Annotated in this window: 12 protein-coding genes and 1 pseudogene; 8 read left to right on the top strand and 5 right to left on the bottom strand. The window is 52.5% G+C overall.

The genetic code is table 11. From position 1 onward, the window contains the following. Positions 1-299 precede the first annotated feature (299 nt). The 4 genes from rplI to hprK form a co-directional block, all read right to left on the bottom strand. Entirely contained in the window at positions 300-773 is a 474-nt protein-coding gene (gene rplI / locus F454_RS0104575; RefSeq protein ID WP_018969449.1) for a 50S ribosomal protein L9, read from the bottom strand. A gap of 162 nt (positions 774-935) precedes the next feature. Next, positions 936-2708 (bottom strand): phosphoenolpyruvate--protein phosphotransferase, encoded by a 1773-nt coding sequence (ptsP, locus tag F454_RS0104570; protein WP_018969448.1) that lies wholly within the window; start codon positions 2706-2708, stop codon positions 936-938. A 63-nt stretch (positions 2709-2771) separates the two neighbouring features. Further along, the gene (locus F454_RS0104565) at positions 2772-3035 is read right to left on the bottom strand and encodes an HPr family phosphocarrier protein (protein ID WP_018969447.1); all 264 of its coding nucleotides are present in this window, start codon (positions 3033-3035) and stop codon (positions 2772-2774) included. Positions 3036-3144: 109 nt separating this feature from the next. Further along, the gene (hprK, locus tag F454_RS0104560; protein ID WP_018969446.1) at positions 3145-4113 is read right to left on the bottom strand and encodes an HPr(Ser) kinase/phosphatase; all 969 of its coding nucleotides are present in this window, start codon (positions 4111-4113) and stop codon (positions 3145-3147) included. Between the two features lie 150 nt (positions 4114-4263). On the opposite strand from hprK, the gene trkA reads away from it, so the two are divergent. The 5 genes from trkA to F454_RS0104535 all read left to right on the top strand — a co-directional run bounded on the left by trkA (position 4264) and on the right by F454_RS0104535 (position 9697). After that, positions 4264-5610, top strand: a complete 1347-nt coding sequence (gene trkA, locus F454_RS0104555; protein WP_018969445.1) for a Trk system potassium transporter TrkA — start codon at positions 4264-4266, stop codon at positions 5608-5610. 10 nt (positions 5611-5620) lie between these two features. Further along, positions 5621-7105 carry a TrkH family potassium uptake protein gene (locus F454_RS0104550; RefSeq protein ID WP_018969444.1) on the top strand — a complete coding sequence of 495 codons (1485 nt, stop codon included), beginning with the start codon at positions 5621-5623 and terminating at the stop codon, positions 7103-7105. Positions 7106-7157: 52 nt separating this feature from the next. After that, positions 7158-7916 carry a Nif3-like dinuclear metal center hexameric protein gene (locus F454_RS0104545; RefSeq protein ID WP_018969443.1) on the top strand — a complete coding sequence of 253 codons (759 nt, stop codon included), beginning with the start codon at positions 7158-7160 and terminating at the stop codon, positions 7914-7916. Between the two features lie 90 nt (positions 7917-8006). Then, on the top strand, positions 8007-9152 hold the full coding sequence (locus F454_RS15575; RefSeq protein ID WP_169334321.1) for an OmpA family protein: 1146 nt from the start codon (positions 8007-8009) through the stop codon (positions 9150-9152). Positions 9153-9247: 95 nt separating this feature from the next. Then, the gene (locus F454_RS0104535) at positions 9248-9697 is read left to right on the top strand and encodes a Dps family protein (RefSeq protein WP_018969441.1); all 450 of its coding nucleotides are present in this window, start codon (positions 9248-9250) and stop codon (positions 9695-9697) included. A gap of 71 nt (positions 9698-9768) precedes the next feature. On the opposite strand, the pseudogene selD reads toward F454_RS0104535, so the two are convergent. Next, a pseudogene (gene selD, locus F454_RS14180) lies at positions 9769-10752 on the bottom strand (selenide, water dikinase SelD); the annotation flags it as partial. A 178-nt stretch (positions 10753-10930) separates the two neighbouring features. Here selD and F454_RS0104525 point away from each other — a divergent pair. From F454_RS0104525 to F454_RS0104515, 3 genes are all read left to right on the top strand, one after another. After that, positions 10931-11752 carry a hypothetical protein gene (locus tag F454_RS0104525; protein WP_018969439.1) on the top strand — a complete coding sequence of 274 codons (822 nt, stop codon included), beginning with the start codon at positions 10931-10933 and terminating at the stop codon, positions 11750-11752. A 120-nt stretch (positions 11753-11872) separates the two neighbouring features. Further along, the gene (acpP, locus tag F454_RS0104520; protein WP_018969438.1) at positions 11873-12109 is read left to right on the top strand and encodes an acyl carrier protein; all 237 of its coding nucleotides are present in this window, start codon (positions 11873-11875) and stop codon (positions 12107-12109) included. A 164-nt stretch (positions 12110-12273) separates the two neighbouring features. Then, complete coding sequence (locus tag F454_RS0104515; RefSeq protein WP_018969437.1) at positions 12274-12804, top strand: hypothetical protein; 531 nt, start codon at positions 12274-12276, stop codon at positions 12802-12804. Positions 12805-12816: the final 12 nt, after the last annotated feature.

Genomic DNA, 12816 nt, shown 5'->3' with positions numbered 1-12816 from the left:
TACTGGGAAATTTTGGCTATCTGAGGCAAGTCATAAATAGCATGGAATGGTTAATATTCGATTAAGAAAGGGTGATGGAGATTCATCGGCTGTCGAGAGTATAAGGGATTCCAGAAGTTATTTGATTCATGATAAAGATGACAAATAATTTTCAATCGCTTGAAAGAGAGTTCTTGGCGTGGGTCATATGTACTAGTTGATTTGTATGAAGTGGCGGAGTGTGTGTGGTATTGTTAGGCGCAAAAAAAGGCACACCGTGATGGTGTGCCTTTTTTAATAAATCGATTGATTGACTCAGATTATGCGTCAGCAACTTCTTCAGCTGGGGCTGCCACGGTGATGTTGAGTGTGGCAGTGACGTCAGTGAGGAGCTTGATTTCCACTTTGGAAGCGCCAGATGTTTTGATTGGGCTATCGAGTTGGATGGCCTTGCGGTCTAGCACGATGCCTTCTTCTTCGAGCTTCTTCTGAATGTCGATGGAAGTAACGGAGCCGAATGCTTTGCCATTTTGGCCGAGTTCGAGAGTGAAGGTGAGTTGTGCCTTCTTGATTTTAGCCGCGAGGTCCTGAGCTTCAGAAAGTTCAGCCGCTTCACGCTCAGCACGAGCCTTTTTGAGGTCTTCAGTGTGCTGGAGGTTTTGAGCTGTAGCTTCGTATGCCTTGCCTTGTGGGATAAGGAAGTTGCGAGCGAAACCAGCTTTTACTTTTACAACGTCGGCTTCGGCGCCGAGATTGTCGATCTTTGTACGGAGAATAACTTCTGTAGTAGCCATGGGAAAATGATTCGTTTTGAGTCGGGAGCGAGTGAGTAGTGGTTTTTATGGGGAGAGTCAAGCGGGTTTTGTGATTTGTTTCGAGATCTGGTGAGATCTGGCCCAGATAGTGTGTGGTGGCGCTAGCGGATCCCACTGTTGTGGTGGGGCGGCAGCTGATGCTTAATCGAGCAAGTCGGGGTAGCTGGCTTTTGCTAGCTTGAGGCTGATCTCTAGGATGTCGTCGCCACGCTTGAGTTTGAGTGCTGCTTCGGCAAGTTCTTGGCACTCAGAGTATTTGAGGCTGCAGATGGCTTTTTTGATCCGTGGGAGTTGGTGGGCTCCGACGGAGAGCTTGTCGACCCCGAGTCCGACGAGCAGTGGGATGAGGCGGAGGTCTGAGGCCATTTCGCCGCAGATGCTGGTCCAGCTATCGTTGTTGTTGGAGGCATCGATGGTCATCTTGATGAGGCGGATGACTGCTGGGTTGCTTGGTTTGTAGAGCCCAGAAACGTGAGGGTTCACGCGGTCGACGGCGACAGTGTATTGGATGAGGTCGTTGGTGCCGATGGAAAGGAAGTCGACTTCTTGGGCGATCTCATGGGCCATTATGGCGGCCGATGGGACTTCGATCATCACGCCGAGCTCGATGTTAGGATCGTATGCGATGCCTTTTTGGTCGAGTTCGTTCATGCATTCTTTGAAGATGGCGATGGCTTCTTCGAGTTCGCTGATCGCGGAGACTAGGGGGAACATGACGCCGACTTTTCCGTGCACGCTGGCTCGGAGAATGGCGCGTAGTTGTTCTTTGAACATGTCAACGCGGCTGAGTGAGACGCGGATGCCACGCCAGCCGAGGAATGGGTTTGGTTCTGGTTCGGCGAGTGGTTCTAGTGGGAGTTTGTCGCCGCCAGCGTCAAGAGTGCGGATGATGGCGCGGTGCGGCTTGGTGATTTTAGCCGCTTCTGCATAGAGTTGGTATTGGGCTTCTTCGGTTGGGATTTCTCCGTCTCCGAGGAGGAAGAATTCGGTGCGGAAGAGGCCGATGCCCTCGGCGCCAGATTCGAGGATATGTGGGAACTCATGCTTGAACTCGGCATTGGCGGAGAGGATGAGTGGGCGACCATCAAGTGTGGTGGTTTGCTCATCGCGGAGTTTGTTGAGTTCCTCTTCGGTGGCGGCTTTTTCCTCAGCAATGGCGCGGTACCTGCGCTGCGTGTCTACTGTGGGGTTGATGATGAGCTCGCCGGTGTAGCCGTTGAGGATGAGGTCGCTCGCTTCTTGGATCTCAATGATCAAGTCGGGCAGGCCGACGATGGCTGGGATGCCTAGAGATCTTGCCAAGATGGCGGTGTGGGAGTTGATGCTGCCGATCTCGGTGACGAATCCAACCGACTGGTCTGGGTCCATGGTGGCGGTGTCGGAGGGCGCGAGATCGTGGGCGATCACGATGTGGTGGTGCTCGGGTCTCGTTTCCTGGAGCTCAAGGCTGGAAGCATGAGAGAAGTTGTGGAGCACGCGTTGGGCGATGTCGTCGATGTCAGCGGCGCGCTCGGAGAGGTAGGCGTCGTTGAGGCGGCGCATGGCCTCGGAGTAATTTTGGATGACCGCAAAAAAGCAGAATTCAGCGTTGAGGAGTCGGCCTTTGATTTCGTTCTCGACCTTGCTGATCATGGATCGATCGTCGAGCAGCATGATGTGGGCGTCGAAGATCTGTGACTCGGAGTCGTCTGTGATTCCCGCGATGTGTTGTTGCAGCCCTGTGATTTGCTTTTTTGTGGTCTCTAGGGCGCTGCGGAAGCGAGCCACCTCAGATTCTACGGAAGATTCTGGAATGTCGTAGGTCTCTGGGGCTTGTAGGCCACGAGAGATGATGTGTGCGGGTCCGAAGGCTAGGCCTGGAGAGACTGCGGTGCCCTGAAGTGTGACTTCTTTGTGAGCGGGAATCAGGGACATGGGAATGGAGGCCGGTAGCGGTGGGTGCCAAGAGTGGCCTTTAAAGGGGGGATTGGAGGTGCTTTATTCTTCGAAGTTTCGGCTGATCAAGGAACCTACGGCTTCGAGCGAAGCATCAGCTTCTGGCCCTTCGGTGGTGATGGTGAGGACGGAGCCGTGCCCAGCGGCAAGCATCATGAGGCCCATGATGCTTTTTCCATCGATCTCTTCACCATCTTTTTCTACTGTGATTTCAGCATCGAAGGTATTTGCTGTCTTTACAAATTGTGCAGCAGGACGTGCGTGAATTCCAAGTTTATTGGTGATGGTGAATTCCTTAGTGGGCATGGTACTGGAGATGGTTATGAGTGTGGGAACGATGGAACAATAGGAGGAGATTGGCGAGAGTGGAAGGTATTTTTTTCTCTGTTGTGTAAGTTTCTAGAGGGTGAATGTCTTACAGTGTCATTCCGCCTGATGGTCCTGCGAGTTTTTCGCTGAGGCGGCTGTTGAATTCCTCGGCCATGTCATATCCGAGTTTGCGTAATTGGAGCTCGAGAGCGGTCACGGCTACGAGGCGTGCGGTATCGCGGCCTGGGGCCACTGGGATATCGACAAAGGGAACTTCGACTCCGAGGACGTCTTCGGTTTCGCGGGTCATGCCCAGGCGGTCGACTTCGTTGAGGTCTGAGTAGGGGCGGAGGTTGACGATGAGGTCGAGCTGTGTCTCTGGGCGGATGGAGCCTAGGCCATAGAGGTTGGTGACATTGATGATGCCGATGCCACGCATTTCGATGAAGCCGCGGGAGAAGTCTTCGGTGTAAGTGGTGAGGGTGCCGTTGACATTGCGGATTTTGACGTGGTCGTCGGCTACCAAGGCGCCGCCACGCTCGATCAGACCGATTGCTGTTTCTGACTTTCCAGCGCCACTTTTCCCTTTGATCAGCACTCCGATGCCGCGGAAGTCTAGCATGCAGCCGTGAGCGGTGGTGGAGGGGGCAAAATAGTTTTCCAGATGGAATGTGGCATCGTTCATGAATCGCAAGGTGATCAATGGTGTGATGAAGATGCTGATTTTGAGTTCATCACAGACTTGAATGAGCTCTGGGCGGACTTCTGCATCGCGGGAGACCACAAAGCAGGGGACATCTTCCTGGCAGATCAATCGGATGCGTTCTTTAACAGTTTCTGGTTCCAGGGTGTTGATGTATTGAATGTCGGAATTTCCCAACACTTGAACGCGCAGGTAGGCAAATGAAGAAATGAAGCCTGAAAGGGCTAAGCCTGGGCGGTTGACTGAGGGTTCTTGGATGAGGCGATCATAACCGATATTTGAGTTGAGTAGGCGCATTTCCAAGCGCTCACCAAATTCCTTAAAAAACTCTCCTACGCTGATGTGGCTGACGGTTTTGATCTTACGTTTCATGTTAGACTCATAGCTGTCAGAGCGGGAATAGGAAACCCTAAAGTGTGTGTTCGGTGGTGGACAATCGTCAAATGCAGGGGCGCTATTCTTTTTTTACTGGTACGACCAACAATTCTTGAGAAGATCAGTGGCGGACTCGACCGCATGCCTATGAATATCATCATCATTGGAGCTGGAGAAGTTGGTCGCCATATGGCGAGTGCCTTGTCACTAGAAGCACACAGTATCACCGTGATTGAGAGCAACCCTGAGCTGGCTCAGGAACTCGAGGACTCGCTCGATGCGCGCGTGTTGTGCCAGGATGGAACCTCGGTTACGAGCTTGCTAGAAGCTGGGGTGAGTGAGTGCGATTTATTTTTGGCTCTGACGAGTGACAACACGATCAATGTGATGGCGGCGTCGATAGCCAAGAAGCTGCAGGCAAAGAAGGTGATTTCGCGTGTGCATCCAGAGGTGCAACGAGAGGAATGGTTGTTTGATTACCGCAGTCACTTTGGTATTGATCACATTTTCAGCTCTGAGCGACTCAGCGCGATTGAGTTGGCGAAGTTTGTGCGCAACCCGACCTCCCTGCATGTGGAGGAAATTGCGCGTGGTCGGATTGAGATTCAGCAGGTGCGGGTGAGTGCTAAGAGTGAGGTGGCTGGCTCCAGCCTGATCGATTTAAAAGCTCCAGAGCGGACCCGTGTGGCATCGATCACTCGTGGGGGGGCTAGCATTGTGCCCACGGCTCAGGACAAGATTGAGATCGACGATGTGGTGACGATTTTTGGAGAGCCACGCAAGCTGAAGCTTCTCGCTGAGAAAATTCAGGGAGGCACGTACAAAGATCAGCAGATGAAGGTGGTGATTTTTGGTGGTGGTGAGTATGGCTTCACCTTGGCGCAGATGCTTGAGAGCCTGAATTGCCGTGTGCGGATTTTTGAAAAAGACCCGATCCGCGCTCAGGAGCTGACCGATCGCTTGTCGGATACTACGGTGATCAACACGGATGGTACGGTGTTGGCCGAGCTGGAGGAAGAACAGGTCGGTGAGGCAGATTTCTTTATCGCGACATCCGGCAGTGATGAGGATAATGTGATGACCTGCTTGCAGGCGAACAACCTAGGTACGAAGAACTGTCTGACTTTGATTCACCGCGCGGACTATGCGCGTGCGATCTCTGGGAGTGGGCGCCACTTTGGGATGCTCGCGGCGGTGAGTCCACGGGAAGCCACGCGACGCGATCTCGAGAAGTTTATCACTTCGGATCAATTCCACACAGTGAAGAAGCTGGACGCGGGCGAGATCATTGAGACCACAGTGGAGCGAGGATCGATTGTTTCCGAGAAGATGGTGGGTGAGATTGAATGGCCTGATGGTTGTGTCCTCGTGGCTAGGATCCATGGGATTCACGCGAATGTGCCCGGTCCAGATGATATTCTTGAGCCGGGCGATATGCTCTACGCGATGGTGACACCGAAGGTGCGGAAGCAATTTTTGAAGCTGGTGCGCTAATGTTGATGCTATGAATTTCCGTATATTAGGAAAGATCTTGGGAGCCTTGCTGATTTTGCTCAGTGCGGCGATGTTATTGTGTGCCTTGTTCACTAAGTTTGATGTTCACTGTGCTTGCCCCTGGTCGTTTTCGGCATTGGCGAAGTCGTCGGGCATCACTGCGGCAGTCGGGGCGGTGATGATGGCCTTGGGTTGGGGGCCAATCGAAAAGATACCGCGCCGCGAGGGGGTGGTGATCGTTGGTCTTGGTTGGATTCTTTCAGGCGTATTTGGGGGACTTCCATACATGTTGAGCGAGCCGGCGATGCCGGTGGTGGATGCGCTTTTTGAGTCGATTTCTGGCTTCACGACGACTGGGTCGACGGTGATGACCGATATCGAGGCTTGGCCGCGCGGGTTATTGATGTGGCGTTCACTGACGCAATGGCTTGGGGGCTTGGGGATTCTGGTATTGTTCGTGGCCCTGCTCTCCTACCTAGGGGTGGGGACGAAGTCCTTGTTCCGCAATGAATCCTCATTCCAGACTGGGGAGGCGAGCACAGCGCGCATCCGTGACACGGCCTTGAACCTCTGGCGGGTGTATCTTCTGATTACGATGATTTGTGCCTTGGGGCTGAAGGCGATGGGGCTCACTTGGTACAACGCGGTGAGCCATAGCTTTACGGCTGTGTCTACTGGTGGCTTTAGCCCGCATAACGCGAGCATTGGCCACTACTCGGACTGGGGCAATGGTTGGTTGATCGAGCTGTGGCTCAGCTTGTTCATGCTCATGTGCTCGGTGAGTTTCTTGATTTGGGTGATCTTGGTGAAGAAGCGATGGAAGCGCCTACGCGCTGAGGAAGAAGGTAAGTGGTTTGTTCTGATCTGTTTCGTGTCTTCTTTGATGATTGCAGTGGGAATTGCGGCCAACCAGCTAGAGGGCTTTCTGCCTGCGATGCGCGATGCTTGGTTCATGGTGGTGTCCATTGCGTCTACGACCGGCTTTGGGACTGTGGATTATGAACAATGGCCGGGCTTCGCCTTGATATTGCTGGCAATGCTGATGTTCATGGGCGGTTGTTCTGGATCCACTGCTGGGGGGATGAAGGTGTCGCGTCTCCTGGTGATGTTGCGATCTGCACGTTTCGAGGTGGTGAAGGCATTTCGCCCTCACAAGGTCTTTAAGATGCAGGTGAATGGGAATTCAATCGATGCCAATGGACGAAGCCAGACGGTAATTTTTGTGTGTTTGTATGGGTTCTTGGTCATCCTGTCATCGTTTGTGATGGGGATATTAGAGTTCATGAATGACATCGACATGGTCACTGCGGTGGGCGCAGTCCTGGCGACTTTACCGAATATCGGGCCTGGCTTTGGCGAGTGTGGGCCGACCAAGAATTTTGCGCATTTCATGCCGTTGACGAAGCTTTTTCTGAGCTTGCTAATGATCTTGGGGCGCTTGGAGCTCTATGCTGTGCTGGTATTGTTTGTGCCTTCACTGTGGCGTAAGTACTAGAAATCTTGTCTCATCAGTTGCCAGCGGCATCGCAACCTGATAACTGCTAGGTATGGCCCGATTGACCGAGATTGTTGAGTATTTGGATGTTGAGTTGGATCTGGCGGAGGTGCCTGACTACCCCGCCGCCCACAATGGACTTCAGCTGCAAAACCGTGGAGAGGTGACAAAGGTAGCCGCTGCGGTAGATGCGTCTTTGCCAGTGATTCGCAAGGCGATCGATGAGGGGGCTGATCTGCTGGTGGTGCATCACGGTTTGTTTTGGCAGGGGGTGCAGAAGTTGGTGGGAGCTCCATACCAAAAGTTTGCAGAAGCGATCGAGGCTGGCCTGGCAATCTATAGCGCCCACATTCCCCTGGATAGGCACCCTGAGTATGGCAACAACGCGTTGATGGCTGAGGCGATCGGCATGGACAATTGGGAGGCGTACCATCCATGGAAAGGGACGCTTCTCGGTGTGAGGCAATCGATGGATATCAGCCTAGATGATCTGCAACAGAGAGTTTCGACAGCTGTCGGTGGGGCGGTGCATGTGTGCCCAGGGCGTCAGTCTGGCACTGTGGGGATGGTTGGCTTGGTGACGGGTGGAGCCGGCTCTGAAATCGAATCCATGGCAGCTCAGGGGATTGACACGTTCATCACTGGAGAAGGGCAGCATTGGACTTACCCGCTCGCTGAAGAGTTGGGGGTGAATATGCTCTACGCTGGGCATTACCAGACAGAGACGTTTGGGGTGAAAAAGCTAGCGAGCTTGATCGGGGACAAGTGGGCGATTGAATCATGCTTCATCGATCACCCGACAGGACTCTAGGTCCTGAAGTGTCTGGGCGGTGATAGAATGAAATCCAGGGTTGAGTACTACTAGGGGCTTGCTAGCATGTGCAGCGAGCTCAATCGCATCATGCCGAAGCAATCAAAATACACTTGGGATCGAACCCAGCAGCGTTCTTCATTCAGGTTGCCACGCACCCGCCATGCTGGACGCATCATTACCATGGCGGTGGTTTTTGCTATTCTCAGTCACGTGGCAGTGATCTATTGGTTGCAGCATTGGAGCTTTGAAAGGCCTGCTGCACGCTTCCTTCAAGAGGTGGAGACTGACCCGATTGTGGTGCGTGAGATGGAATTTCGTGAGGCGCTTCCAGAAATGGAAGAGGAGGAGATTGCCGAGCCGGAGAAGATCGCGGATGAATCTCTCGATGAGATGGAAATTCTTGAGGAGATCCCATTGGACACCGAGGTGGACTTTACGCCCGAGGTCGATGAGATTGCGCTGGATTCTGAATTGCTTGATGACATGGCTGCTGCGGGATTAGAAAACCTGGGGCCGGAGGCGACTGAGGCACCTTTACTGGAAAATGAATTGCCTGACCTTGGTACGATGGAGACGATTCTTCAGCCTGCGATTGCTGGGCAAATTGTGATTGATCCAGGCAAGCAAGAGGATGGCATCCTCGATCCGGATGCTTACCTTGAGGAACTTGCGAAGCAGGGGGCTGATGGTTTAGCTAACTCTGGAAACCTTGGCGAATTTACGCCCCTTTCGGCGATGGCTAAGATGAATAGCCGAGAGCTGGTGAATACCAAGGGGATGATCGGGTCTGATCTTCTATTTGAATTTAACAAGGCGGATCTGCAGCAAGGGGCTCGCCTCAGCCTGCTTAAGGTGGCGCTTCTCATTGATAAAAATCCTGGCTTGAATTGCTGGATTGAGGGGCACACCGACACCATCGGTTCCGCTCAAGCGAATGCCGCGTTGTCGCAGCGACGTGCTCAGGCGGTAAAAGATTGGTTGGTGCGCTCGATGAAAATCGAATCTGATCGTCTGATCGCGATTGGATACGGAAAGGCTCGACCGATTGTGCCAGGTGGGGACAAGGATGCCCAAGCGGCGAATCGTCGCGTGATTATTAAGATGCGCAAAGGGCTGCCGCCACTGACTCCAGGTATGACGCTGGAGGCTGGGGGGCTTCCCACGCAAGATCTAGCTCCTGAAGCAGCAAAGCCTTTGTTGATTAAGCCTAAGGGGCCGCCAGTATTGGACTAGTCGCATTTTGGGGAAACTGGCATGACCTCGTGAGTAGGGATCATAATACTTAGTATCTGATTGAGAAACAGTATCGAAGAAGGTACTGTGTCACTATGTCTAATCAAAGTGACCAAGTTGTGGCTGCATTGCGCCAGGTTGTAGCAGATACCTATGCCTTGATGGGGCAGACCCACCTCTGCCATTGGAATGTTCGTGGCCCGGGCTTCTTTGCCTTGCACGCAGCATTTGAAGAGCAATACACGGAACTTTTTACCGCAGTGGATGAGATTGCGGAGCGTGTCCGAGCACTCGGAGCCTTAGCTCCCGGAGGACTTGGAAATCTTGCGCAGAGCTCGAGTATTACCGAATTGGAAGAAGATGCTGATGCTGACGCCATGGTAGCGCATCTAGCTTCTGCCAACCTCGTGGTGGTGGAGAGCCTTGCGGCGGCTCGCGATGCAGCGGCTGCGGCGGATGATTCTGAATCAGAAGATCTCGCGATTGCACGTATTCAAGTGCATCAAAAGACGATCTGGATGCTCAAAAGTTATTTGGGTCAGTGAGACGAAGTCCCCATGGTATAAGGATGGGCGCAGTGCCTGCTGGAGTGGTTTCAGCAGGCTTTGGTGCGTTTTTAGCTACAAGTTACGGCAAAGTCTCCTGACTTCTGCATGATACCCACGCGGGTCGCGCAGAGTGTGTCGTGATCGTCGAGTACAGCATAGACGGCGTCTAGGTTTTCTGGAGCGACAGAAATCAGGAGGCCGCCCGATGTTTGAGCATCGGCGAGTAGGAGCTTTTCTGATTCGGAGATTTCGCTGGAGAAGTTGACTTTGTCGCGCATGCTCTTGAGGTTTTCCTTGGACCCTCCGGGGATGTAACTAGCATCAATCAAGTTGATCAGGTCGGGGGATATGGCGGGAATGTCAGCCATGTGGATGTTGGCGCACAGTTCGGAGGCTTCTGCGACCTCGATGAGGTGGCCGAGGAATCCAAAGCCGGTGATGTCGGTGCAGGCGTTGATGAGGTTTTTTTCTGCAAGATCTGCTCCAGCGGTGTTGAGAGAGATCATATTATCGATGGCGGCCTGCATTAGTTGATCGGAGCAGGCGCCTTTCTTGTGGGCGGTGGTGATCACCCCTGTGCCCAATGGCTTCGTTAGGATGAGGATGTCTCCTAATTGAGCGTGTGCGTTGGCGCGATATTTCTGCGGGTGCACTGTGCCTGTGACTGAGAGGCCGTAGATTGGTTCGGGGTTTTTAATGGTATGCCCTCCTACCAGGGTGCAGTTTGCTTGCTGCACCATTTCAGCGCCTCCTCGGAAAATTTCCGCAATTTCTGCATTGCTGAGGTGCTCGGTAGGCATGCCTGCGATTGCCATTGCTGTGATAGGGCGCCCCCCCATGGCGTAGACGTCGGAAAGGGCATTGGCCGCAGCAATTTGGCCGAAGGTGAACGGGTCGTCAGTGATTGGGGTGAAGAAATCAAGTGTCTGCACCAGCGCAATGTCGTCGCTGAGTTGGTACACGCCAGCATCATCGGCACTGGCTGAGCCGACGAGGAGTTTGGGGTCAGATGGACTAGGTAGATCGCGCAAAACTTGCGCGAGTGACGCAGGGTCGAGCTTCGAAGCTCATCCGCCGCAGGATGCCAAGCTGGTTAGTCGAGTGATGGATTCTTTGCTCATTATGACTCTAGCTATAGCTCTGAATCGTGGCCGTGACGAGTGATATTGATTGCTTTTTTTTGCTAGATTGCTTGATTGGATAATCAAATTAATGATTCCTAAGAGTTAGATGTCTGAAAATTCCTCCATAGTATGCAAGCCAACGACCTGGGTGAAACTCCGAGGTGTGTTAATCTTAGTGATGTTTTTGGTGTTCGCCTATCTATTCTACCACGATGGCACGGTAGGGTATCGGGAGAAAAACGAGCACTACGTGATGCATGAATTGTTCGTCGGTGTGGCGCCTAAGTTGGTAGAAGAAGTCGAGGATGAAGCAGCCTGGAAGGCATTGGTGGGCAGTTCCACCGTGCCAAGTGGCGATGAGGAGTCCATTCCATTGCCAGAAGGTTTTGACCGCAGCCAGCCATGGCCTGAGAGCCTCTCCGAAGCCTATCAGGACTTGAAGAACGAGAGCAATGCGGGCTATGACCTGTGGCTGGAGTATTCAGGTGAACGCGGATGGGGGGCGGATGTCATGGATCATCCAGAAGACACGAGCTCGTTGAAGACGCAGATGGGGATGGCATACGGCTCTGCGACTCTGGCGCTACTAGTCCTCGTGGTTTTCCTACGTATTTTGAGCCGACGGATGGAGGTGACCGAGACTGCGTACATTGCTCCTGGTGGGGTGGAAGTCCCTTATGCCAGCATGCGTCGAATTGACACACGCAAGTGGGATTCGAAGGGGCTCGCAACCATCGAGTACGAGATTGATGGTAAGAGTGGTCGCTGCAAAGTGGATGGAATGGTCTATGGCCAGTTTAAGGCTGAGGAAGGAGCGCCTGCAGAAAAGTTGTTCCAGCAGATATTAGCAAACTTCAAGGGAGAGCTCATTTCATTCGTGGAAGATGACGAGGATGAGGGTGATAAAGAAGCTCCCCAGTCAGCGTAATTCTGCACATCTTTAAAATTATTAGATTCGCAGGCATTGGTGCTTGCAATCGCTAGGTCTTAGGTCTAATCAAAGGGATCTGTTAATCAAAATTAACAACAAAAACACAAGCATTTCATCATGTCTGATTCAATCGAACAAAAAGTAAAGGATATCGTCGTAGAGCAGCTCAATGTTACTCCAGACCAGGTTAAGACTGAGTCCAAGTTCATCGACGATCTTGGCGCAGATTCACTCGACACCGTTGAGCTCGTTATGGCTTTCGAAGAGGAGTTCGGCATCGAAGTGCCAGACGAAGAAGCTGAGAAGCTTACAGCAGTGAGCCACGTCATCGAGTACATCGAGAAGGTTTCCTAATTCGAGGGACCGCTACAACGCCTGGCGTTGTAATACAATTTTGGGGGTGATTCATACTAAGTGAATCACCCCTTTTGCTTGCCAGCCCACGGTATGCGAGTACCTTGAAGCGGGCCAAGCGATGTGGCTTGGCTGGCGAACCTTTCTAGATAGAGAGCGAGATCATGGACCGAGACTTAGATGCAATTCAGTATGCGATGGAAAATACTCAAGTGTTACTTGAGCCGGACCGCCGTATTGATACTTTCCAGTCCACTAGGTTTCGTTTCACCATGATCACGGAGTTGATGGATTCAGTGGGTAAGGTGAAAGTGCGTACGGGCGAGGTCGAGGCGCAGAAGCCTCTGATCATCAAGCCTAGCATGTACAACGAGATTGAGCTTGAAGGTTTTAACGACAGCGCTCGTGAGTATTTCGAGTGGATGAAAGAAAAGGGCGTGGAGCCAACCTTTTTTCAATATGGCTTCCAATTTAAGCGAAGCGAAGTGGAAGAAAAACTCTACCACGACCAGCTGGAAATGGTGAAAGAACGCGTGCTCGAGCATGCCCATCAAGAAAGTGATCCAATGGCGGTGGTGCTCGAGGGTGTCGATGAAGCCTGGGAGATCGGGATTCTCCGTTTTACCGTCGAGATGATCGAAAAATCTCAAGCGATCAATCAATTCGACTTTAAGCGTCGAGGGTTGTTAGATTAAGTTCTGATCATC

The sequence above is a fragment of the Rubritalea marina DSM 17716 genome, from assembly GCF_000378105.1.
Lineage (GTDB): Bacteria > Verrucomicrobiota > Verrucomicrobiia > Verrucomicrobiales > Akkermansiaceae > Rubritalea > Rubritalea marina.
This window is presented reverse-complemented; position numbering and strand designations above follow the sequence as displayed.